This window comes from Sporacetigenium sp. TC11, assembly GCF_058146105.1.
In genome coordinates, this window is the sequence record NZ_JBYVNY010000002.1 from 462,488 (window position 1) to 487,675 (window position 25,188).

24 protein-coding genes are annotated in these 25,188 nt (G+C 27.5%); 6 read left to right on the forward strand and 18 right to left on the reverse strand.

Annotated features, from left to right (window positions below; genetic code table 11):
• Positions 1–199 precede the first annotated feature (199 nt).
• A complete protein-coding gene (locus ACUSRV_RS05295; protein ID WP_490140884.1) occupies positions 200–2,644 on the reverse strand; it encodes a WG repeat-containing protein in 2,445 nt (814 codons plus the stop codon).
• Between the two features lie 138 nt (positions 2,645–2,782).
• Here ACUSRV_RS05295 and ACUSRV_RS05300 point away from each other — a divergent pair, with 138 nt between their 5' ends.
• A complete protein-coding gene (locus ACUSRV_RS05300; RefSeq protein WP_490140885.1) occupies positions 2,783–4,300 on the forward strand; it encodes an FAD-dependent oxidoreductase in 1,518 nt (505 codons plus the stop codon).
• Positions 4,301–4,448: 148 nt separating this feature from the next.
• Positions 4,449–4,895 carry a GNAT family N-acetyltransferase gene (locus ACUSRV_RS05305; RefSeq protein ID WP_490140886.1) on the forward strand — a complete coding sequence of 149 codons (447 nt, stop codon included), beginning with the start codon at positions 4,449–4,451 and terminating at the stop codon, positions 4,893–4,895.
• A gap of 101 nt (positions 4,896–4,996) precedes the next feature.
• On the opposite strand, the gene ACUSRV_RS05310 is transcribed toward ACUSRV_RS05305, so the two are convergent.
• Positions 4,997–6,967, reverse strand: coding sequence for a YgiQ family radical SAM protein (locus ACUSRV_RS05310; protein WP_490140887.1), 1,971 nt, complete (start codon positions 6,965–6,967; stop codon positions 4,997–4,999).
• A 252-nt stretch (positions 6,968–7,219) separates the two neighbouring features.
• On the opposite strand from ACUSRV_RS05310, the gene ACUSRV_RS05315 reads away from it, so the two are divergent.
• Entirely contained in the window at positions 7,220–7,621 is a 402-nt protein-coding gene (locus ACUSRV_RS05315; protein ID WP_490140888.1) for a DUF6762 family protein, read from the forward strand.
• A gap of 18 nt (positions 7,622–7,639) precedes the next feature.
• Here the strand turns inward: ACUSRV_RS05315 and hisIE are convergent, their stop codons facing one another.
• The 12 genes from hisIE to ACUSRV_RS05375 form a co-directional block, all read right to left on the reverse strand.
• Complete coding sequence (gene hisIE / locus ACUSRV_RS05320) at positions 7,640–8,260, reverse strand: bifunctional phosphoribosyl-AMP cyclohydrolase/phosphoribosyl-ATP diphosphatase HisIE (protein WP_490140889.1); 621 nt, start codon at positions 8,258–8,260, stop codon at positions 7,640–7,642.
• Positions 8,261–8,269: 9 nt separating this feature from the next.
• Positions 8,270–9,025 (reverse strand): imidazole glycerol phosphate synthase subunit HisF, encoded by a 756-nt coding sequence (gene hisF, locus ACUSRV_RS05325; RefSeq protein WP_490140890.1) that lies wholly within the window; start codon positions 9,023–9,025, stop codon positions 8,270–8,272.
• On the reverse strand, positions 9,007–9,726 hold the full coding sequence (gene hisA / locus ACUSRV_RS05330) for a 1-(5-phosphoribosyl)-5-[(5-phosphoribosylamino)methylideneamino]imidazole-4-carboxamide isomerase (RefSeq protein ID WP_490140891.1): 720 nt from the start codon (positions 9,724–9,726) through the stop codon (positions 9,007–9,009). The genes hisF and hisA overlap by 19 nt, the downstream gene beginning before the upstream one ends.
• Complete coding sequence (gene hisH / locus ACUSRV_RS05335; protein ID WP_490140892.1) at positions 9,723–10,325, reverse strand: imidazole glycerol phosphate synthase subunit HisH; 603 nt, start codon at positions 10,323–10,325, stop codon at positions 9,723–9,725. The genes hisA and hisH overlap by 4 nt, the downstream gene beginning before the upstream one ends.
• A complete protein-coding gene (hisB, locus tag ACUSRV_RS05340; protein ID WP_490140893.1) occupies positions 10,326–10,904 on the reverse strand; it encodes an imidazoleglycerol-phosphate dehydratase HisB in 579 nt (192 codons plus the stop codon).
• Complete coding sequence (gene hisC / locus ACUSRV_RS05345) at positions 10,891–11,931, reverse strand: histidinol-phosphate transaminase (protein WP_490140894.1); 1,041 nt, start codon at positions 11,929–11,931, stop codon at positions 10,891–10,893. Before hisC ends, hisB begins: the two co-directional genes overlap by 14 nt.
• An 11-nt stretch (positions 11,932–11,942) precedes the next feature.
• A complete protein-coding gene (hisD, locus tag ACUSRV_RS05350; RefSeq protein WP_490140895.1) occupies positions 11,943–13,223 on the reverse strand; it encodes a histidinol dehydrogenase in 1,281 nt (426 codons plus the stop codon).
• A 1-nt stretch (position 13,224) separates the two neighbouring features.
• Positions 13,225–13,845, reverse strand: coding sequence for an ATP phosphoribosyltransferase (gene hisG / locus ACUSRV_RS05355; RefSeq protein ID WP_490140896.1), 621 nt, complete (start codon positions 13,843–13,845; stop codon positions 13,225–13,227).
• A 13-nt stretch (positions 13,846–13,858) separates the two neighbouring features.
• On the reverse strand, positions 13,859–14,806 hold the full coding sequence (locus ACUSRV_RS05360) for an ATP phosphoribosyltransferase regulatory subunit (protein WP_490140897.1): 948 nt from the start codon (positions 14,804–14,806) through the stop codon (positions 13,859–13,861).
• A gap of 351 nt (positions 14,807–15,157) precedes the next feature.
• Positions 15,158–15,520: a hypothetical protein gene (locus ACUSRV_RS05365; protein ID WP_490140898.1), complete on the reverse strand. Its 363-nt coding sequence runs from the start codon at positions 15,518–15,520 to the stop codon at positions 15,158–15,160.
• 218 nt (positions 15,521–15,738) lie between these two features.
• Positions 15,739–17,043: a uracil permease gene (gene uraA / locus ACUSRV_RS05370; protein WP_490140899.1), complete on the reverse strand. Its 1,305-nt coding sequence runs from the start codon at positions 17,041–17,043 to the stop codon at positions 15,739–15,741.
• A 295-nt stretch (positions 17,044–17,338) separates the two neighbouring features.
• On the reverse strand, positions 17,339–18,958 hold the full coding sequence (locus tag ACUSRV_RS05375; protein WP_490140900.1) for an ABC-F family ATP-binding cassette domain-containing protein: 1,620 nt from the start codon (positions 18,956–18,958) through the stop codon (positions 17,339–17,341).
• A gap of 223 nt (positions 18,959–19,181) precedes the next feature.
• On the opposite strand from ACUSRV_RS05375, the gene ACUSRV_RS05380 reads away from it, so the two are divergent.
• A complete protein-coding gene (locus ACUSRV_RS05380; protein ID WP_490140901.1) occupies positions 19,182–19,724 on the forward strand; it encodes a nitroreductase family protein in 543 nt (180 codons plus the stop codon).
• A gap of 154 nt (positions 19,725–19,878) precedes the next feature.
• Here ACUSRV_RS05380 and ACUSRV_RS05385 read toward each other — a convergent pair whose 3' ends face one another.
• Positions 19,879–20,067, reverse strand: coding sequence for a hypothetical protein (locus tag ACUSRV_RS05385; protein ID WP_490140902.1), 189 nt, complete (start codon positions 20,065–20,067; stop codon positions 19,879–19,881).
• Positions 20,068–20,146: 79 nt separating this feature from the next.
• Positions 20,147–21,196 (reverse strand): lysylphosphatidylglycerol synthase transmembrane domain-containing protein, encoded by a 1,050-nt coding sequence (locus ACUSRV_RS05390; protein ID WP_490140903.1) that lies wholly within the window; start codon positions 21,194–21,196, stop codon positions 20,147–20,149.
• 95 nt (positions 21,197–21,291) lie between these two features.
• On the opposite strand from ACUSRV_RS05390, the gene ACUSRV_RS05395 reads away from it, so the two are divergent.
• Positions 21,292–21,804 carry a dihydrofolate reductase gene (locus tag ACUSRV_RS05395; protein WP_490140904.1) on the forward strand — a complete coding sequence of 171 codons (513 nt, stop codon included), beginning with the start codon at positions 21,292–21,294 and terminating at the stop codon, positions 21,802–21,804.
• 252 nt (positions 21,805–22,056) lie between these two features.
• Here ACUSRV_RS05395 and ACUSRV_RS05400 read toward each other — a convergent pair whose 3' ends face one another.
• Positions 22,057–23,097 (reverse strand): lysylphosphatidylglycerol synthase transmembrane domain-containing protein, encoded by a 1,041-nt coding sequence (locus ACUSRV_RS05400; RefSeq protein WP_490140905.1) that lies wholly within the window; start codon positions 23,095–23,097, stop codon positions 22,057–22,059.
• Between the two features lie 152 nt (positions 23,098–23,249).
• Here ACUSRV_RS05400 and ACUSRV_RS05405 point away from each other — a divergent pair, with 152 nt between their 5' ends.
• On the forward strand, positions 23,250–24,635 hold the full coding sequence (locus ACUSRV_RS05405; RefSeq protein ID WP_490140906.1) for an MATE family efflux transporter: 1,386 nt from the start codon (positions 23,250–23,252) through the stop codon (positions 24,633–24,635).
• Positions 24,636–24,660: 25 nt separating this feature from the next.
• Here ACUSRV_RS05405 and ACUSRV_RS05410 read toward each other — a convergent pair whose 3' ends face one another.
• Entirely contained in the window at positions 24,661–25,173 is a 513-nt protein-coding gene (locus tag ACUSRV_RS05410) for an MATE family efflux transporter (protein WP_490140995.1), read from the reverse strand.
• Between the last annotated feature and the right edge of the window lie 15 nt (positions 25,174–25,188).

Genomic DNA, 25,188 nt, shown 5'->3' on the forward strand with positions numbered 1-25,188 from the left:
TTTACAGAATATCTTGTATTTAAATGACTAAATATATAATTAATTTGATTTTTATATACTAATTACATACAAATATTAAATGTATATAGGGAATTTTTCAAGTTAAGAAATTGTAACTTTTCATATGTAATTCTTTATATTAAATTCAAAATCAAAAAAATGACTACTAAAGTTATTCAGCAGTCATTTTTTTGATTTTTTAATTAAAGGATTTCCAAAATTCACCGTTAATATCGATTATATTAACTATATTATTGTAAGGTATCTTAAATGTAGGGAATCCTGCAGAAAAAGGTCCTATCTCATAAGGGTCAAAATAGATATATAATGCATCTTCTCCTATATAGAATTTCTGATCTTTTCTTATTCCTTCATAAGTATCTGGGAATACATATGAATATTCTTTACTGTTCTTTATTTGATCTCCTATAAGATCACTGATAACTTTTAGATAATTACTATTTTTCTTAAATAAGTCATTAAGTGTATATATTTTATCATCTTGTAAATTTATATTTGCATATATCCTAATTGGCATACCATGGGCTGCACCAAAATAATATTCATATCCATTAAGTTCTAAAACTAGTAGATTTCCTTTAAAAAATTCTACAGAAAAATCGCTGAAATAGTTATAATCTAGTTGAACATTGCTATTTATATTTTTAAGTTGAGACACCTCTTTTAATTTAGCATTAACAGCTTTTAGTGCAGAACTGTTATCCATAGAATTAATTTGTGGATAATAAACTAAATAATCTTTATTAGGTTTATATTTTTCTTCTATAACTTCATATATATTATTCAAAGGAATTGTTTTGTTTTGTTCGTATATTATACTGCCATTTCTATCTAAATAAGATAGTCTAAAATCAACAAAAGCCTTTATTAAATTATCTTCAATATCTAGAGTTCCACTACCGCTAACTATAGGTAAATCTCTTACTACACTTCCGTTTTTATCAATAAAAAATGTGCTTTTATCGTCATAAACAGACGCTAGGTTGTTCTCATAACTTGAAACACCATAGTAAATAAAGTCTGTAAGAAATTTGCCTTCGCTTGTGGCAATGGCATATTTAGATCCCATATAAGATTTATTTTCATCAAGTGCCTTACCTACAGCTACTCTATCTTCATCTAAAAAGAATATATCATTATATTTAGGTTCTAATATAAAATTACCTTTATTATCTATAACTCCATACTTATTATTACTAAAATCCTCTGAAACATTAACACTAGTTATACCGTTATTAAAAATTTGAACTCCAATATATTTTGGTTGTATAACAATATTTCCATTTTCATCAATAAATCCAAATTTGCCATCGGGGTCTTTTTTAAAAGCTAAAAGTCCATCTCCTATGTCTCCTACAAAGTTATAGTTATAGGTGTTCAATATTTTTCCATTAGGATCTATAAGGGCATGTTCATTTTCTCTAATTCTAACAATTGCTTTATTGTCTTTAAAATTACTACCATATTCATATCTTAAAGGTATTACTTCGCTACCAGCTGTATCTAAATATCCATAAAGGTAATTATTTTGTGGTCCTATTCCACTAAATAAAGCCCTACTGTTTTGGAATACACTAACATAATCATAGGTTTTAGATGTTATTTCATTTCCTTTTTCATCTATTACTTTAAATCCATTTTCAGTCAAAACTACAGCGCGATTTTCTGAAAAATCATTAATATACTGGTATTTTGGCTTTAGTATATAACTTCCTGACTCATCAATAATTCCATATAATCCATCTTTTTCAACAGAGGCAAGACCGTTATCTTGGAAATCTAAGGCGTTAGAAAATTGTGGTTGTATAATAAACTCACCTTGATTATTTATATACCCCCATCTTATTCCATTAACAGTTTTTATTGATACTGGATACAACTGTGTGACTCTATTTTTTAAACTATATATTATACTTTCTCTTAATCTAATTAACTCATCTTTAGATGGATAGGGATAATTTAGCTTCATATTTATATCTATAGATTTCAATGCTTCATATGGCATTTTTGATTTTATTTGAGCATCTGCTAAATAGTACCAATAAAATCCATAGTCGGGATTTTCTTTAATCTTTTGCTTATAGTATAGAACTACCTTTTTAAAGTAATGTGGATAAACATCTTTTGCAATAACTAACTGCTCATTACTATATCTATAAACAGATATTTTATAAGAATCTCCTGTATCATGGATCCATAATGCTATTTCTACTCTTTTATCTTTTTTAGTTTTTGAGGGCATATCATAAATTTCTACTTTACTATAGACTATATTGTCATCTATTATCCTTTTAAATTTTTTGCCAGTCCATTCTAAAATATCTAACTGCGCCCAAATTCCTCCTACTTGCCATCCTATAATTAAATTATTTTTATTTTTTTCTTTAACTGGAGCTACATTTATATAATTTATATTATATCCAGGGCCCTTAATATTGTCTAAAACATACCACATATTATTATAACTTTTTAGTACTATAACATAACATATACCTTGCCATTTATATCCTAATATTATTTCATAAGTATTATCATTATCTACATCTCCAATAAATATTGACAAAACAGTAGCAGTAGAAGGTAAAAAACCTCTTACAAAATTAAATTGATAAGCATTGTTCATATTAATACTCCTTATATTTTTATTCTTATAGGATATTATATAAAAATGTATTTTTATCGTTACTATTCCTATAATCTTAGTACATTAATTTAAATAAAATGGAGAAATTATGTATATATAAACAGTTGGAGGTATTATATGAGTAAAATTTTGCCTAAATATCCAGAGCCATATTGGTTAGATTCAATAAACCAGAAGTCATTTCAAAAATGTAAGGAAGACATAAAAGTTGATGTAGCTATAATAGGTGGTGGAATCACAGGAATAACAACAGCATATTTACTAATAAAAGAAGGACTAAAAGTTGCAGTATTAGAAGCTGATAAGATATTTAGCGGTACAACAGGTCATACAACTGCTAAAACAACAGTTCAACATGATTTAATTTATGATGAATTAATAAATAACTTAGGAGAAGAAAGAGCTAAACTTTACTATGAATCTAATAACGAGGCTTTAAACTTTATTAGAAATACCATTAAGAGTAATAAAATTGAATGTGACTTTTTAGAAGAAAATGCTTATATATATGCAAATTCTGATAAATATATCAACAAAATAATAGATGAATTAGAAGCTTATAAAAAACTTGGTATAAATGGGGAATATTTAGAGAACCTCCCTATACCAGTTAAGTTAAAAGCAGCCTTAGTTGTAAAAAATCAAGGGCAATTTCATCCCCTTAAATACTTAAATAATTTAGTACAATACATTGAAAAGCAAAATGGAATAATTTATGAAAATACCCAAGCAATAGATATTGAAAAAGAAGATGGATTAAAAGTTATAACTAAGGATGGATATAAAATTACCTGTGAAAATTTAGTTATATGTACTCATTTTCCTTTTTATGATGGCATGGGTTATTTTGCAAGAATGTATCCTGAAAGATCATATGTGCTTGGATCTAAAATAGATGGAGAATATCCAGGAGGAATGTATTTAAGTGCAGACGACCCTACAAGATCGCTTAGATACACTCCTCTTCCAAATGGAGAAAAATTAATTCTTATTGGCGGTGAAAGTCATAAAACAGGTCAAAGCAAATCAACTTTAAATCATTATGAAGCTTTGAAAAGTTTTGGTGAAACAATATTTAATATAAAGGATATACCTTATAGATGGTCTACTCAAGATTTAATTACATTAGATAAGGTGCCTTATGTAGGACACATAAATTCAAAATATAATAATATTTATGTAGCAACAGGATATAGAAAATGGGGTATGACTAATGGAACCTCAGCAGCTCTGTTAATAAAAGATATGATTATGGAAAAGAAAAATCCTTATACGGAGCTTTATACTCCATCGAGATTTGATGCTGATCCTGACATTAAAAACTTTGCATTAATAAATGCTGATGTTGCAAAGAATTTAGTTAAAGGTAAACTAGATATAACATTAAGAAGAGCTGAAGATTTAGATTTAGATGAAGGAGATATTGTTTTAATTAAAGGTATGAGAGCTGGTGCATATAAGGATTCAGATGGAAAACTCCATATTGTAAATAATACCTGTACTCATCTAGGCTGTGAGTTACAGTGGAATAATGGAGAAAGAACATGGGATTGTCCTTGTCATGGTTCAAGATTTTCCATAGATGGTAAGGTAATTGAAGGCCCTGCACAAAACCCCTTAGAAATAATTGAGTAAAAATGATATAATAAAGACTTAAGGTTATAAATTATCTTATAGCTTTAGTCTTTTTATTTTTGAATTATACACTATACAAATTTAGTAAAAGTAGGTAAAATTTATATATAAGTATATTCTTAGCATTATTCACCAGGGGGGAATTACATTGAATTGTCAAATAAAAAAGTTTAGTGAATTAACATCAGATGAAATCTATAAAATTTTAAAATCGAGAAATGAAGTATTTATTGTAGAACAAAACTGTGCTTTTCAAGACTGTGATGACAAAGATGAAAATTCATATCATTTATTAATAAAAGATGATGAATTTTTAGCTGGATATTTAAGGATTTTAGAAAAAGGTGTTTCATATAATGAAATTTCCATAGGAAGAGTATTGGTAACAAAAGAATATCGTAAAAAGGGTATAGCAAGAGATATGATGCTAAAAGCAATTGATTATATACATAATAGTTTAAATGACAAATCAATTAGAATATCAGCTCAATCATATTTAGTTGACTTTTATAAAAGCATTGGGTTTAAAGAGGTATCAGATATATACTATGAAGACAATATCCCTCATGTAGAGATGTTATATATTAAAAAATAAAAAATTCGCCATGCTCATGTCGCCAACGATCAGGTGGGACTTTGCTCAAGTTTATAAGTAGGAAATTTAAAAATGCTTGTGGATATCCACAAGCATTTTTATTATCTTTTCTTTCTTTTCGTTATTCTACCTTTATTATCATTTTTATTTTTAGTATCTCTATCTTTATTATCTTTATTTTTAGTATTACCTTTTTTATTGATATCTTGTTTAGGTTTATCTTTTCCTCTTACGCTTTTTGATTTACCTTTACTATATCCTGTGTTATTTCTATTTTCTCTAGGTTTTATTAAACACTTTGGACCAAATCCAATAAGATCTACTCTATTCTCTTGCATTAAGGCTGCATATACTAAATCATAGTTTTTAGGGTTTCTATATTGAAGTAAAGCCCTTTGCATAGCTTTTTCAGTCTTAGTCTTTGGTACATAAACTTTTTCCATAGTTAAAGGATCTAAACCCGTGTAATACATAGTTGTTGACAATGTTCCTGGTGTTGGATAAAAGTCTTGAACTTGTTCTGGCTGATAGTGAATGTCTCTTAGGTATTCTGCTAATTCTATTGCTGATTCTAATGTACATCCAGGATGACTAGACATTAGATATGGTATAATATATTGTTTTTTACCTACCTGCTCATTCGTTTTATAGAACTTATCCATAAACTTATCATAGGTTTTTCCTGCTGGTTTCCCCATATACTTTAATACTTCAGGAGCAACATGTTCAGGAGCTACTTTTAATTGTCCACTTACATGATGTTCAATAAGTTCTTTGAAAAATGTATCTTTTTTATCTGCCATAATATAATCATATCTAAGACCTGAACGTACAAATACCTTTTTAACATTAGGCACTTTTCTTACTTTTTTCAATACTCCTAGGTACTCCATATGGTCTACATCTAAATGTTTACATGGGCTAGGATATAAACATTGTCTATCTTTACAAGCTCCAACTTTTAATTGTTTTTTACAAGCAGGTTTTCTAAAGTTTGCAGTAGGACCACCTACATCGTGAATATATCCTTTAAAATCATTAAACTTAGTAATTTCTTCTGCCTCATTCACTATAGCTTCTTCACTTCTACTTTGTACTATCCTACCCTGATGGAATGTTATAGAACAAAAAGAACAACTTCCAAAACAACCTCTTGAACTTGTTATACTAAATTTAACTTCTTCAATAGCTGGTATTCCTCCGGCTTTTTCATAAATAGGATGATAATTTTTTTGATAAGGTAATGAATAAACCTTATCTAATTCTTCCCTATTTAATGGTACTTCAGGTTTGTTTTGTACTAAATATTTATTTGTATGCTTTTGTACTAATGTTTTGCCTCTAATAGGGTCTTGTTCATCATATTGAAGTTTAAAGGCTTGGGCATATTTAACTTTATCTTCACATATTTCTTTATAAGATGGTATTTCAATATAGTCATATACATTTTCTAAATCGTCTGCAATATAGCATGTTCCGTTTATATGCCTAATATACTTTATATCTAATCCGCTGTTTAAATTGTCTGCAACTTCGACAATTTGTTTTTCTGCCATTCCATATATTAATAGGTCTGCACCACTATCAATTAACATTGATTTTCTTACTTTATCACTCCAATAATCATAGTGAGCAAATCTTCTTAAACTTGCTTCTACTCCACCAATTACAATAGGAATGTTTTTATATACTTCTCTTATTTTATTACAGTATACAATAGTTGGTCTATCCGGTCTTAAGCCCATTTGGCCACCAGGAGAATAAGCATCTTTTTCTCTTAGCCTTTTACTTACAGTATAGTGATTCACCATTGAATCCATATTCCCTGCAGCTACTAAAAAACCTAATCTTGGTCTACCAAGCTTCATAAAGTCATCTGTATTTTTCCAGTCTGGCTGAGCTATTATACCTACTTTGTATCCAGCATTTTCTAAAACCCTAGACATTATTGCTGTTCCAAAACTATGATGGTCTACATAGGCATCTCCAGAAACTATAATGAAGTCTAATTCATCCCATCCTCTATCTAGCATATCTTGTTTACTAATTGGTAAAAATCCATTTTTTGTCATACTACCACCTACTTATATTGTTATAATTAATCTAAACTACAATTATATCACACTTAAATATTTCCTTATACAATAAAGTTTTACTATACTATAGTTTGTATATTTTTGCCTCTATATAAACTATAAATATTGATAAATATTACATTAAATTTAATCTAATGGAGAAATTATATATACAAAAGTTATAAAAAACTATAAAATCTAATTATGGATAAATTTGTTATATTATAAAATTAAGAGGTGTAAACAATTATGGAATCTTTATCAGTATTAATTATGGAAAAAAATAAAGAAACTGGTTACTTGGAAAGAGAATTAGGAAGTTATACTATTTCTAATAACGGAAATCTAATAGATAGTATTTATATGATACGTGAAAATGATAAAGATACTGTTCATTTAAGACTAACAACAGAAAAAGATGTTGAAGACTGGGAGTTCTCAGAGATATTAGATTATTATGATGAGGATGTATTAAAAGATATTGTATTATCATGGGAAGAAGTTGAGGATGCTTATAACCCAATGTGGGAAGTTACTTTCCAATTTATTGACTCTCAACATAAAATGGAAAATATACTACAAGATATATTAAATAAACATAAAAAAGAATTAGATGCAATATATAATGAAATCAAAAAAGAAGAAGAGTAAATACTCTTCTTTTTTGATTTATTTACTTCTTTTTTCAAGTTCTTCTTTTATATCATTGATACTAACACCTTCATTTACCATAAGCACTAATAGATGGTACACTAAGTCACTTATTTCATAAATCATTTCTTCTTTGTCTTTGTTTTTTGCTCCTATTATTACTTCACTAGTTTCTTCTCCAACTTTCTTCAATATTTTATCTAATCCTTTTTCAAATAAATAATTTGTATAGGAACCTTCTACAGGGGTATTTTTTCTATTCTCTATAAGTAAATATAAATCTTTTAAAACATTGATTTTATTATCATATCCAATTATTTCATTAAAAAAACATGAATAATTTCCTGTATGACATGCTACACCTACTTGATCTACTAAAATAAGAATAGAATCTTTATCACAGTCATAATAAAATCCCTTTAACCTTTGGATATTTCCTGATGTTTCTCCTTTTTTCCAAAGTTCTTTTCTACTTCTACTATAATAACAAGCTATTTTTTCTTGCAATGTTTTTCTTATAGATTCTGCATTCATATACGCAAGCATTAATACCTTATTAGTATTTATATCTTGTACTATTGTTGGTACTAATCCATTATCATCAAATTTTATATCTTCTATTAATTTATCTATATTCATAACTGCCTCCTAAAGTCTAATTTCTACATCTTTTTCTTTCAAGTATTTTTTTAAATCTTGTATTTTTATCTCTCCAAAGTGGAATACAGAAGCTGCTAGTACGCCATCTACATTTGCACGATTTATAGCATTGTAAAAATCATCCATAACCCCAGCTCCTCCAGATGCAATTACAGGTACATTTACTGAACTACATATTTCTTTTAATAAATCTATGTCATATCCATTTTTCATACCATCTTCATCTATACTATTTACAACTATTTCACCAGCTCCAAGTTCAACACCTTTTATAGCCCATTTTACTGCATCTAATCCTGTATTTTCCCTGCCACCCTTTATATATACATTCCAAGAGTCTCCATTTTTTTTGGCATCTATAGATAAAACTACACATTGAGCTCCAAACTTTAACGAAGCTTCTTTTATTAAATCAGGGTCTTTAACTGCAGAAGAGTTTATAGATACTTTGTCGGCCCCTCTTCTTAAAATATCTGTAAAATCATCAATTGAATTTACCCCTCCACCTACACAAAATGGAATGTTAATATTTTGTGCAACCTTAGATACAAATTCCAAAGACGTTTTTCTTTCCTCATTTGATGCAGTTATATCATAAAATACAAGTTCATCTGCCCCACAGTCACTATAGTATTTTCCTAAAACATCTGGACTATCTACATCTACTATATCTTTAAATTGCTTTCCTTTAACAACTCTTCCATTTCTAACATCTAAGCAAGGTATTATTCTTCTTGTAAGCATTTCAATGCCTCCTTTAATTCTAATTTATTATCATATAAGGCCTTTCCTACTATTGCGCCATATATATTCATATCTTTAAGCCTTTTTATATCATCTATAGAACTTATACCTCCAGAAGCTATTATATTTAAAGAAGTTTTTTCTGATAATATTTTATATATATCAAAATTAGGACCCTCAAGCATTCCATCTTTTGATATATCTGTATATACTATTGTCTTTATTCCTATTTCCTCAAGTTCTTTGCATAAATCTATTGAATCTACTTCACTTATAACTTCCCAACCTCTAAGAGCTACTTTTCCATCTTTAGCGTCTATTGAAACTATTAATTTTTCTTTATATTTTGAAGCTAATTCTTTTAAAAGGTCTTTATTTTCAACAGCAATGGTCCCAATTATAACTCTTGTTACTCCCATATCAATAAAATTTTTAATTTTTTCTTCGCTTCTTATACCTCCACCTACTTGAATAGGTAAACCTATATTCTTTGCTATTTTCTCTATTGATTCTTTATTTATTATTTCTTCACTTCTAGCTCCATCTAAATCTACTATATGTAAGAAAGAAGCTCCTTCATTTTTCCATTTAATGGCCATATCAAAAGGTTCATTAGAATATGTCTTTACTTTATTAAAGTCTCCTTGAGAAAGTCTTACACATTTATTATCCTTTATGTCTATTGCTGGAAATACTATCATTTTATCATCTCCCCATAAGCTTTTAATATATTAAGTCCTACTTGAGAACTTTTTTCTGGATGAAATTGAATACCATAAATATTACCTTTTCTAACTATTGCAGGAACTATCTCTTCATAATTAGTATAAGCAACAAGTTCCTTATTTGAAGAATTTATATAATATGAGTGTACAAAATATACATAATCATCTTCTTTGATATATTTTAATATTTCATCATCTTTATTAAATTTAAGGTTATTCCACCCCATATGAGGAACTTTTAAATCTATATCTAATTTTTTTACACTTCCTTCTATAAGACCTAATCCCTCGTATTCACCATTTTCATAGCTTTTTTCATAAAGTAATTGCATTCCTAAACATATCCCTATTAAAAATTTACCTTTTTCTACATGTTCCTTTATTACAGGTACTAAATTCATATTATTTAATGAATTTATAGCATCTCTGAATGCACCAACTCCAGGTAAAATAAGTGAATTAGCATTTTTAATTTCATCTATATTACCTGAAATTTTTGTTTGTATACCTACCTTCTCAAAAGCTCTTGATACTGAAGCTATATTACCTAATCCATAATCTACTATTATGTTCATTTATAAAACCCCCTTTGAGGATGATATTTTATCAGAAGTTATTTGTATTCCTTCTTTTAATGCTCTTGCAAATGATTTGAAAACAGCTTCAATTTTGTGATGATCGTTATCTCCATATAAAAGATTAATGTGAAGTGTTATTTTAGATTCATTTACAAATGCTCTAAAAAACTCATTGAAGTTTTGAGTATCCATACTGCCAACTTTTTCTCTATCGAAGTTCATATTAAATATTAAATAAGGGCGATTACTTATATCTAAAACTGTGTTACATAAAGCTTCATCCATAGGTATAGAAACATTTGAATATCTTCTTATCCCTTTTTTATCCCCTAACGCTTTATAAAAGGCTTCCCCTAATGTTATTCCAATATCTTCTACTGTATGATGTTCATCTACATATAAATCTCCATTACAATTTACTTTCAAATCAAAACTTCCATGAAAAGCCATTAATGCAAGCATGTGGTCTAGGAAACCTATACCTGTATTAATTTTGCTATTTCCATTTCCATCTAAATTTATTTCTACTGAAATTTCAGTTTCAAGAGTTTTTCTTTCTATTTTAGCTATTCTCATTTGAAATTATCTCCTTTAAGGTATTTAGAAATGCTTTGTTTTCATTACTTTCTCCTATAGTAACTCTATAATAATTTTTAAATTCTTCTGAAAATTTTCTTATTAATATACCCCTATCCACAAGCTTTTCAAATAAGTTATCTACATTACAATTAAAAAATATAAAGTTTCCATAGGATTTATAAGCTTTTATCCCTATTTTATTTAACTTTCTGTATAAAAAATCTCTTTCTATTTTTATATTTTCAACGTAGCTAAAAACTCTATTTTTATTTTTCAATGCATTTGTAGCTATAAATTGAGACATAGCATTTAAATTGTATGGAGATTTAACTTTTTCTATTATACTTATTATAGATTCATTGGCTATCATATATCCAACTCTTATAGCTGCTAAGCTAAATGCCTTTGAAAATGTTCTTAATACTATTAAATTATTATAATTATTAATCTCATCAATCATAGATTCTTCTGCAAATTCCATATATGCTTCATCTACAACTACTATTGAGTTAGTATTATCCAAAACCTGTTTAATATCTGTTTTAGTTAATAAGTAGCCAGTTGGATTATTAGGATTGCAAAGAAATATAACTTTTGGCTTTATCTCCTTTGATTTTTTAATCAATTTCTCTATGCTAACGGAAAAATCTTCATTACATTCAATACCTACAAATTTTGCTGAATGCATTTGGCTATATACTGAATACATACTAAATGTTGGAATAAAACTTAAAACAAACTCGTCTTTATCTGCAAATGTCTTAATTACAATGTCTATCATTTCACTAGACCCATTTCCGACCACTATATTAGAAGAATCTACACCTAAGTAGCTTTTTATTTCTTCTTTTAAATTACATGCCTCATTATCCGGGTAAAGATTCATATCTAAATTAGCAAAGTCTTTATATATATCTTGAAATAATAAACCTTGACCTTCATTTGCATCCAACTTTATTTTATATTGGATTTTACTTGTATTATACTTCTTTAAGTTTTTTATGCTATCTTTTACCAAATCCATATTTATCCCCCTTATTCAAATCTGACTTTTATTGAGTTAGCATGACCTGTTAATCCCTCATCATTTGCAATTCTTACAATAGAGTCCTTAGCATCCATAAGTGCTTCCTTGCTGTAATAAAGTAATGAAGTCTTTTTCTGAAAATCATCTACTGATAATGGTGATGAAAACTTTGAAGTTGAACTTGTAGGTAATGTGTGATTAGTCCCTGCAAAATAATCTCCCACTGGTTCAGGGCAATACTCTCCTAAAAATATAGCTCCAGCATTCTTTATTTCTTTGTATATATCAAAAGGATTTTGTATAAGCAATTCTAAGTGTTCTGGAGCTATTTCATTAGCTATTTCTATAGATTTACTCAAAGAACTAGTTATTATTATTGCTCCATAATCCTGTAGCGACTTTTTAATAATTTTTTTTCTTTCTAATATTTCAATTTGTATTTCTAGCTCTTTTACTACATTTTTTGCTAAAATTTCACAATCAGTAAGTAATATAGATGCTGCCATTTCATCATGTTCTGCTTGTGATATTAAATCTGCTGCTATAAACTTTGGATTTGCAGATTTATCCGCTATTATTAAGATTTCACTAGGACCAGCTATCATATCTATTCCAACATAGCCTGATACTCTCTTTTTAGCCATTGCAACGTATATATTTCCTGGACCTACTATTTTATATACCTTAGGAATACTTTCTGTTCCATAGGTTAATGCTCCTATTCCCTGAGCTCCCCCTATCTTATATATTTTGTCTACTCCTGCTATGGAAGCAGCTACAAGTATAGAATCTTTTATTTTACCTTCTTTATTCGGAGGTGTTATCATAACTAATTCTTCTACTCCTGCTATTTTTGCAGGTACTGCATTCATTAATACAGTTGATGGATATGATGCACTTCCACCAGGAACATATATACCAACTTTTTCTATAGGACTAACTATTTGGCCTAAAACTATGTCCTCACCATCATTTAGAGTATAAGATGTCTTTAATTGCTTAATGTGGTATTTCTCAATATTTTCTTTGGCTTTTATAAGATCTTGCTTTAGATTTTCATCTATACTTTCAAAGGCACTATCTATTTCATCTTTAGATACTAAGAAGTCTTTTATCTCCACATTATCAAACTTTAATGTATATTCTCTTAATGCTTCATCTTTTCTAGTTTTCACATCATATAAAATCTTATCTACTACTTTATTTACTTCATCATATTCGAATTGGCTTCTATCTAAAAGGTTATTTAAAAATTCATTATCTTTTATAAAATCTATTATTTTTAACATATTAATCCTCCTTAAATAATTTTGCTATACTTTGGATTCTATCAAATTTAAATCTATAACTTACCCTATTTGATATTAGTCTAGAACTTATATCAAACATATCTTCTATTATTTCAAGGCCATTTGCTTTTAAAGTATTCCCTGTTTCAACTAAATCTACTATTACATCAGAAAGACCAACTAATGGAGCTAATTCTACAGACCCATTTAATTTTATTATTTCAATTTTTTGTTCTCTTTCTTTAAAATACTTTTTAGCTATTTCAGGATATTTAGTAGCTACTTTTAATACTTCATCTTTTCTATAAATACTTTGACCCTTTATTCCTGCTATTGAAAATTTACATTTACCAAAACCTAAATCAAGTATTTCATATACATCTTGTTCACTTTCCAAGAGAGTATCTTTACCAACTACGCCTAAATCAGCAACTCCTTTTTCTACGTATGTCACTACATCTGATGGTTTAACATTTATATAAATAACTTTATTCTTTTCATCTTTAAAAATAAGTTTTCTTGAATCTAAGTCAATAGAGTCTCCCAATCCCATTTTTTTTAACTTTTTACAAACTTCATTGCCAATTCTTCCTTTTGATAGTGCTATAGTTATATAACTCAATTTTGTCACCTCCCTATAAAATAACTCTCATTAGTTCGTCTAAATTTATTGAAAAACCTATAGCAGGAATTTCTTTACCAAATACTTTCGTTAAAGAATCATATCTTCCACCACCTATAATCTCCTTATAAGAATTAGGATAATAACCTCTAAATATTACACCTTTGTAGTAGTCCAATACAGTAATCATTGATAAATCAAAATGTATATATTTTATATATCCAGATTCTTCTATAAATTCTTTTAATAATATAAGTTCCTCTATAGATTTTTTCATATCGTCATTCATGTAAAGAAGTTTAGCTTTATTTATAACATGTTCTAAGTTTCCTTCAAGATCTAAAATATTCATAAGTAGCTCATTTTTTTCTTTTTCTAAATTTAAATTTTGTAAGAAATTAATTAATTCACACTTGCTTTTTTTATATATTAATTCTTTTATTTGTTTTTCTATATTTTCTTTTAAATTAAGTTCTTTTAAAAAGCTATCGATATATTTACTACTTCCAATTTCTAAAATAAAATTATTACTATATCTCTTTAATATTCTTAAAACTAATCCTAAAATTTCTTTATCTGAATCTAAAGAAGGCTCACCTAAGCATTCACATCCTATTTGCCTAAATTCCTTAATATTTGAATTTGGCTTATTTTTATAAATCGTAGAGTTGTAGAAAAGTTTAAGTTTGAGATTCTCTTCCCATCTTGGAATTAAATTTCTTATTATATTTATTGTAATATCAGGTCTTAAAATAAGTACTTTTCCACTTCCATCTAAAACTTTTACCATAGATTCTCTTGGCATTTTTTCGTTAACAGACGTAAAGTTATTATAGTCATCAAATATTGATGGTTCTACTTGAAGATATCCTTCACCTGTAAACATATCTTCCATATCTCTTTTGATTTCATATCTTTTTCTTGCATAATTCATTTCATCTTTAATTTTTAAAAATTCCATTTCTTCACCCACCTTTAAATTTATATAAAAAAAAGCCATATAGGTGCTTGCACCTATATGGCTTAATCATTTAGTAAGTAACATTTGATTAATCTTTAAACCATCATAGATACAATCCCCAATTTTTCCAATGGAATTAGGGATTGTATCTATGAACTAAAATTCGTTCACGTTACAACCCCTTGGATCTATGATGATGGTGATTTAATTGTGTGTTTAATTTTATCGTAACTAAAGTCACCATTATAAATTCTCCTCTCAAATTTAGAATTTTAGTAGTTTATATATTGTTTTATATTATAAGGTCCCTTTGAAATTTTTGCAAGTTTTTTTATTTTTCTTTTATTCCTACTAGAAATTGTTTAATTTGTTCATTTCCAACTTCACTATGTTATCGATATAATTTTCTAGTTCATTATTTATTGATTCGTATAATACATGAATCATCCTATATTTGCCATCAATGCTTTCATTTATCATTTCTTTTTTTACTAAATTTTTTAATGGGCATTCTACCACTATCCATTTAGAAACTTTATTATTTTTAAATTTTGGATTCTCATATTTGTGAGTTTTAAAATCATGTATATCTTTTATCTCCTTTATTCCTCTGTCTTCCCAAAATACTACAATCCTTGTTCCAGTATACTCTTTTGTATTTGTATAATATTGATGAATAAAATGAACATGAGAGCGTCTTCTATTAGAATACATTAGTATCTTTCCTTTTTTAAAAATCTTTACTTTATATAAATATAATTTACTAAATATAAAGTATATATACATATTATAATGCTTCTTATTCTTAATAAATTATGTCACAAAAAAATATCCTTTTAATTTTTAGGATTAAAAGGATATTTAAAATAATTAATTTATTAAATTGGATAATTGTCTATAGTCTAAGGTAATTATTCTCTAAAAATCATATTTTATTCATTCATTAATCCTAATTTTTCAAATACCATAAATGATATACTTAATATAATTGCTACAATTGTGGCTAATCCCATTCCTGTGATCTCAACTGGTCCAACTGCAACTTTTATACCACTTAATCCAACAATCATTATAACAGATGTCATTATTAGGTTCTTTGATTTTGCAAAATCTACCTTTTCTTCAATAAATGTTCTTAATCCTGATGTAGCTATTGTTCCGAATAAAAGTAATGATATTCCACCTATAACTGGAGTAGGTATGCTTCTTATAAAAGCTGCTAGTGTACCTGAAAATCCAAGAACTATTGAAAGTATTGCAGCTCCTGCTATTACATAAACACTATATACTTTAGTTAATGCCAATACTCCTATATTTTCTCCATATGTTGTAGTTGGAACTGATCCAAAGAAACCAGAAAGTGTAGTTGATAAACCATCCCCTAAAAGAGATCTGTGTAGACCTGGGTCTTCAGATAAATCCTTTCCTACAATATTACTTGTAACTGCTAAATGTCCAATATGTTCTGCAATTACAACGAATGTAGCTGGTAATATTGTTATTATTGCATTAAGATTAAATTTTGCAAGCTGGATGTGTGGTGCTGCCAATATACTTGCTTTACTAACTTCACTGAAGTTTACTAATCCTAAAGTTAGTGCACATATATATCCAACAATTACACCCATTAGTATTGGAATAATCTTCATGAATCCTCTACCTAATACCGAAAATAATACTACTGTTAACATAGTTACCATTGAAACTGTTACCCAAGTTAAGTTTAATTGAACTGAATTTGCTCCACCTACTGGAAATCCTGCCATATCAGCTGCAACTGGTGCAAGTTCTAATCCTATTATTGTAACTATAGCTCCCATTGCTGCTGGAGGAAATAATTTTTTAATCCAACCCGTTCCTGTATATCCTATTATTATTGCAACTATACTAAAAACAAGTCCTGATGCAACAAATCCACCTTGAATATATTCAAAACTATAACCCGAATCCATTAAGAAAAATGCGGGAGCTATGAATGCAAAGCTGGACCCTAAGTATGCTGGTATTTTTCCTTTTGTTAAAAAGAAGTATAGCAATGTTCCGATTCCGTTAAAAAATAATACTGTTGCTGGATCAATGTTAAACAATATTGGCACTAATACAGATGCACCAAACATTGCAAATAAATGTTGGAGGCTTAGTAAGATTGATTTTCTAAAAGGTAATTTTTCATTTACCTCTATTACCCTAGATGTAGGCTCATTGTTTAAATTTTGGTTTAATACTTTAACTTCCATTAATTTTTCCTCCTTTTTTAGTCTCACTGGACTAATTTAAAAGATACCTTTAAACCAACAAAAAAGGCTTCTTACAAACTGTAAGAAGCCTAAGATTACATATCTCAGCTTTGGTCCTTACAGCCTCACTGGACTGATTTAAAGGTTCTGATTATATTATACTAGGTAGATAAATATAAATCAACATATATTTATTTTTAAAAAGTAGTATGTATATTACACCTTGTATAAGCATAAAAAAATATCCTTTTAATTTTAAAAGGATATTTTTTATAATTAATGACTAAGCCTTAACTTAAGCTTTATACATTTCTTGTAATTGTTTTTGTATTGCAGAGTCTTCTAAATACTCATCGAAGTCCATTTTTCTATCCATTATACCACTTGGAGTTATCTCTATTATTCTATTTGCAATAGTTCTAATAAACTCATGGTCATGTGATGCAAATAAAATTACATCTTTAAAGTTTTCTAAACCTTTATTTACAGATGTTATAGATTCAAGGTCTAAGTGGTTAGTTGGGTCATCAAGTACTAATACGTTAGCATTTGATAACATAAGCTTAGATAACATACATCTAACCTTTTCTCCTCCAGATAATACAGACGCTTCTTTTAATGCTTCTTCTCCAGAGAATAACATCCTTCCTAAGAATCCTCTTATAAATGTCTCTGATTTTTCTTCAGAATATTGTCTTAACCAGTCTATTAATGAATAGTGTACACCGTCAAAATATTGGTTATGGTTTTTAGGTAGATATGATTGAGAAGTTGTTACACCCCACTTGAAGCTTCCTTCATCAGCATCCATCTCGCCCATTATAATATTAAACAGTGTAGTTACAGCTATTTCATCACCCATAAATGCTACTTTATCGTCTTTGTCTAATCTAAAACTTACATTATCTAAAACTTTAACACCATCTATTGTTTTGCTTAAGTTTTGTACTTCTAAAACTTCATTACCTATTTCTCTCTCAGGAGTAAATCCAACAAATGGATATCTTCTTCTAGAAGGTTGTATATCTTCTAAAGTAAGTTTTTCCAATTGTTTTTTTCTAGAAGTAGCTTGTTTAGCTTTAGATGCATTAGAGCTAAATCTAGCTATGAATTCTTTTAATTGTTTTGCTTTTTCTTCAGTTTTCTTATTTTGATCTTTCATCAATTGCATAGCTAATTGACTTGATTCATACCAGAAATCGTAGTTACCTACATATAATTGTATTTTACCAAAATCAACGTCTACCATATTAGTACACACTTTATTTAAGAAGTGTCTATCATGTGATACAACTATAACTATAGAATTCTCTAAGTTCATTATAAAGTTTTCTAACCAGTTTATTGATTTAAAATCTAAGTGGTTAGTAGGTTCGTCAAGAAGTAATATCTCTGGTTTTCCAAATAAAGCTTGTGCTAATAAAACCTTAACTTTTTCTCCACCTGTTAATTCTTTCATTTGTTTATAGTGTAAATCTTTTAATATACCTAATCCCATTAACAATACTTCTGCATTAGTTTCTGCGTCCCAACCATCTAAATCTGCAAATTCACCTTCAAGTTCTGCAGCTTTTATTCCATCTTCTTCAGTAAAATCTTCTTTTGCGTATAGAGCATCTTTTTCTGCCATTATTTCATAAAGTCTTTTGTGACCTATTATAACAGTATTTAAAACCGTCTCCTCATCATATTTGAAGTGATTTTGCTCAAGAACAGATAATCTTTCGTTTTCTGTTATAGATACATTTCCTTCATTTGCTTCTATTTCTCCAGATACTATCTTTAGAAAAGTAGATTTTCCTGCACCGTTAGCACCTATAACCCCATAACAATTTCCCTTTGTAAATTTTATATTAACATCTTTAAATAGTTGTTTATCTCCGAACCTTAATCCTACTCCATTAACTTGTAACATATATATATCTTCCTTTCGTCTTATATTAAGCATCACTTATATATTACATTTTTCAACGTTTATTTTCAATACAAATACTAAATTTTTAAGATAAATATATTATATTAATCAAATTTTAATGTAATATAACAAGAAAGATGATTAAATTCATGAAAAAGTGCAAGAATAAGAATTTTTTTTTCTGCTAATAATATTATCAAGAGAATACAAGGAGTGTGAATTTATGCATTTTTACGATATTATCAAAAAAAGAGACTCTATAAAAAATTTCACTAATAGCCCTGTCGATAATTCAAAAGTTCAGAGAATAATAAATTCATTTTTAAATTCTCCATCATGGAAAAACAACATGTCTCCTAAAATAATATTAGTTGATAATATACAACAAAAGCAATATTTATCTAGTTGTGTTATGAATGATGTTAACAGTGCAGCTGACTCTTTAAATCAAGCCCCTCTAGTTGCCATTGTTGTTGCTGACCCAATTCAATCTGGAGTTATAGATGACAAAGAATTCTACTTAGTAGATAGCGCTATAGCTATGGAACATTTAGTATTAGCTGCTACTAATGAAGGTTATGGAACCTGTTGGATAGCTTCTATTGATGAAAATAGAATAAAACAAATTTTACGTATCCCACAAAACTATAGAGTTGTAGCTATGACTCCTATAGGAGAAATAGGTTCCTACCCTACTCACGATATTCGTAAATCACAAGATCAAAATCATGTATTTTGGAATAATTGGAATAATTCTATAAAGTAGATTATTTGAATTTATTTTTTTATTTTCAGTAGTTTATCCTACTAGGAATATATTATTACCACGTGATGTGTTTTGTTTAACTTAATTATTTCACTTCTCTTTAACAATTTAAAAGCACTTCAAAAGAAGTGCTTTTAAATAATGTATAACATATTTAAAAATGTCTTACCTCTGCTTTATCTTTTAGTTCCATTTCTCTTTTTCTTTGTATTTTATGAATTTGATCTTCATTTAAGTTTGTTTTATCCATTATTTCCAACATTCCTACTCTTTTATTTAATAAATCTTTTGCATATTCTACTGCATTTTCATACTCACCTTTTCTGAATCTATTATCTTTCATTATTGTCACTCTCCCTTCTTACTAAATATGTTTTCCACATAAAAATCTTTTACACTTATTAAAATATAGCAAAAAATAATTAGTAAGAAAATTTGCCTTTATCTTTAGAGTGAAATAATATGGTTATTAATCCGCTAAACACTAAACTAAAGTAATACACTAATAAACTATAAAGTATTATTGCATAACCTACTATGTTTTGTGAGAATATAGTTCCAAATATAGTATAAAATCCCAACTCATTAGCTCCTAAATTTCCTGGAGTAGGTGCTAATGATACAAACATATATAAAAACGATTGCAGTGTAATTATATATATATAAGAAACTTCACTTAATCCTAAAGCTCTGTACACGCAATAAGATGCACTAAATAACACAGTAATTTGAATAGTTGTTAACAGAATGTTTTTTATTATAAAAGATTTATCATCGATAACCAACTTAGCAGAAGTATTGTATTCATCTATAAATTTTTCTGTTTTTTTTACTTTTTCTTCTACATCTTTAAAAATTTTAAATTTTAACAAATATCTACTACTTTTCATTACAATATTTTTTAATAAATGAGGATTGTATACTACCAGCATCATAGATAAGAATATTGTAAAATTTATAGTTATGCCTCCTAGAATTAAGCCTGATACATTATAAAACTTTGTAAAAAGTATTTTAAAGTTTAAAATAGCAAGTATTAAAGAATACAATGTAATAGTTATATGGAAAAGCAGAAATTTATTTACTACTATGGATGATGCTTTACCAATAGGTATTTTTTCTTTTTCTAACATATATAATTGGACTGCCTGCCCTCCAGACGAAAATGGTGTTATAAGATTGTAATATATTGCCATTATAGTTATTTTATAAGGTATTAACTTGTTTTTAATTTTATATATTTTGTCTATTACATTTTTCATTACTAAAGATTCTAGTACTGAATCTAAGATTATCAATAACATTCCTAGTATCATATAATTTTTATTTACATTTTGTATAGCTTTTGATAGATCATTTATATTTATGGTGGTTATTACTAAATATAATGTTATTCCCATAATTATGGCTAAAAAAATATATCTAAAATATTTTGATGATAAAACATTTTTAATTCTTTCTATACTTTTCAATTTTGTCATCCTCCTTATATGATTTATGTTTTGCAAACATCTCTTTTATAATTACAAAATATATAATTTATTTTTATAGAAAGGAATTGATTGGTATGAAAAAATCTACTTATCTCAACATAATAGTTGCTGTTGATAAAAAATGGGGTATAGGAAAAAACAATAACCTTTTAACTTATCTAAAAGGAGATATGGAGTATTTTAGAAATATTACACAAAATAGTATTGTTGTTATGGGATATAATACGTACTTATCTCTACCTAAAAAGCCTTTATCTAATAGATTAAATATAGTTTTAACAAAGAAAGATATAACTTTACAAAAGTGTTATGTTGTTAATAATATAGATGATTTGTTTAGATTATTAGCAAATATAAATAAAGATAATAAAAGAAAAGTTTTTATTATTGGAGGTTCTAATATATATAAACAACTTATAAATTACTGTGATCGATTATACATTACACATATAGATAATGTTTTTAATGCTGATACATTTTTCCCAGAAATAGATGAAAAAGAATGGAAAATAGAAACTGTGTACCCTAATGTAGATAATACGAATGATAGTTATGATTATGTGTTTAAGGTATACAAAAGAAAGTAGGGGCATCTGCCCCTACTTTCTTTTATAGATTAGTTTTATCTTTTTTACTACCTATTTTTTCATCGTATATAACATAAATTCCTAGTAATACAATAGAACCTAATAAAACCCACAATATTGCTGATACAAACATAAGCTACCTCCTTTAATATTTATTATGTGTAGCTATTTGGTGTCATGGGTAATTATGTTTTATATATTATATTATTAATATCTCTATAATGTCACTATTTGCTTTTTTATTTTTATTAGCTAAGAAATTTTATCTCTTTTTTTTATTCTCCAATGAAATATTATAGTAGCTATACCATTTACTATTAAAACAAAGTAGTAAATTAGCCCACTATACAAAAGTATAGAATATCCTATCATATCTTTAGGAAATACAGAGCTAAATATAGTATAAAATGCTAGTTCATTTGCTCCAATGTTTCCAGGAGTTGGAACAGCAGATATTGCCATATATAAAAAAGATTGTAGTTTTAATAAATATATATATGTATATCCAGTAAGTTCAAATGATTTGTATATAAAATAAGGTATACTAAAATAAACAGTTAATTGAATTATAGTTAAGACTATACTATAAACCATGGCTCTTCTATCTTTTAACATTAATTTTACTGCAAAATTATAATCATCTATAAACTTATCAAATTTGACTCCTCTATATTGTAATTTTTTAAATATTTTTATTTTTACTATGAAATTTTCTATAATTCTGATAATACTCCTCATTTTTTCAGGGCTATACAATACAAAAACGGTAGTTACCAATATAATCACATTCATCGTTATACCTGTAATAATAAATGGCAAGACAGTTTTTAAACTAGAAGTTAAGAGATTTATACTTAACAAAGCTGTTATCCCACAGTAAAGTGTTACTACTATTTGAAATAATATGGTTTTATTTATTATTAACGCGGTAGATTTACTTACAGGAACATCATACCTTGAAAGCATATAAATTTGTACTGGTTGGCCACCAGTTGCAAAAGGAGTAACCAAATTATAATAAAGCCCTATCATAGCTATTTTTATACTAAGTGATTTATTTTTGGTTTTATGTACTGTATTCAATATAATGTTTAGTATATTAGCTTCTATAATTATATAAAAAATCATAGCCATAATTCCTAAAACAATATATTTTTTATCTGCTAATTCTATTATTTTAGATAAAGCTTTTATATCTAAGGTAGTAGAAACCAAATAAAAGGTCAATGCTATTAAGAAAATCAAAAATCCATATTTAAGGAAATTGTTTTGAGAATTGCTTAATTTTTTCATCTATATTCTCCTTAACTTATATAAATAATCATAATCTTTCTAATTATACTACAAAATATTGCATTTTTTTCAATACATTGGATAAATATTTTATTTTTCTTATCAAACACTATTACTAAACTACTTTTTAATTACAAAGGAGTTAATAAAATATGAACATAAATATTAGATCAAATAAAAGTAGTGTTTTCCTAAATCAATATTCTCAGAACAAATCTTTAATTTCATCTATATTAAAAATTTCTATTCCTGCAATAATAGAAATGAGTTTAAATACATTAGTTGGAATAGTAGATACAATTATGATTGGTAGGCTTTTAGGAACAGAAGGTTTAGTTGCTGCAGGTTTTTCAAATCAACTTATATTTACTATAATATTTATATTTTCTTCCTTTAATATAGGTGCCACTGCACTAATTTCAAGATTTCATGGAGAACACGATAGTGATAAGGTGAATTTTGTTGCATCACATAATCTATGTATAAATATATTAATTTCTATTGTAATAGGATTAATATCTATAATATTTGCTAAAAACTTACTAAATATTTACGATATGAATTCAAGTACCTTAAATATGAGTATAACTTATTTCAAAATAGTATCTTATAGTACACTATTTTCATTTATATCTTTTGCTGCATCAGCACAACTTAGGGGTGTTGAAAATACTAAAACGCCTATGTATATAACACTTTTAGCAAATATTATAAATATAATAGGAAACTATCTACTAATAACTGGTATCGGTATTTTCCCTGCTATGGGAATGGATGGAGCGGCCTGGTCTACTTCTATTTCTAGATTTGTAAGTGGTATACTTTTTATATACGTATTATTTAAAGGAAAAAATGAACTTGGCTTAAATCTAAAGTATTTTAAATTTAAAAAGGACATATTTAAACCTCTGTGGAAAATAAGCTATCCTGGGGCTATAGAACAGCTTTTTATAAGAACAGCTATTTTAGTATCTGGTGTTATTGTAAGTAAGTTAGATATAATACAAGAGGCTGCATTTAGAATAATAATAAGTATAGATTCTATATCTTTTATGCCTGCGCTTGGAATATCTATAGCTACGTCTGCATTAGTGGGAAAATCGCTAGGAGAAAAGGATGTAGATAAAAGTTTATTTACAGGATATTTGTCTTTGATTATAGGAGTTTCATGGGCTATTTTAATAGGAATATTATTTGTAATCTTTGGTAAATATATAGCATCTGGATTTACCAAAGATTTAGATGTAATCAATACTACTTGCTCTGCTCTATTAGCTGTCGCCATAACTCAAGTGCCATTAAATCTACTAACTATAGTATCTTCTGCACTTAGAGGTGCAGGAGATACTAAAACTGTAATGTATCTCTCTATTGCTAGGTTATGGATATTAAAAATTCCTTTATGTTATTTATTTATAATAACTTTAAATACAGGTGTTATCGGAATTTGGTATTCTGAATTTATAGCCTATACATTGTTTGGTACATTATTGTTTATTAGATTTAAAAATAAGAAATGGGCTAATATTAAAGTATAAAAGCCCTTGATTAAATACAAGGGCTTTAACTAATATTTTTACTTATGCTGTCGTTATTGTATAAATCCTTTTTAGAATATAATATATAGCTTGTAATAAATCTAAAACATAAGTCTACTCCCATTGCAACCCACACCCAAGTAATATCTAGGTTAGTATAGTAAACAATAATTATCGTTAAAGGTATCCTTATTCCCCATATACCTGCTGCTGAAACTCCCATAGGCACCTTTGTATATCCAGCACCTCTTAAAGCTCCATTAATTACCCCAGATAAATTTCCTGGCAATTGAACAAATCCCATAACTAATAAGTATATAGCTGCTATATTTATTAAATCTCGATCGTTAGTTAAAAGCAGCATCAATTGACGTGGGAATAATATAAGTGGTATAGATGTTATAATAGTTATAAGTATTGTACCCCTTACAAGTTCTTTTATATAAAACTTTCCTAATTTTTCATTTCTAGCTCCAACAGTTTGACCTACAAAGGCAGTGGAAGCTATTGCAAATCCCATGGACGGCATATATGAAATAGATTCAGCTTGTAG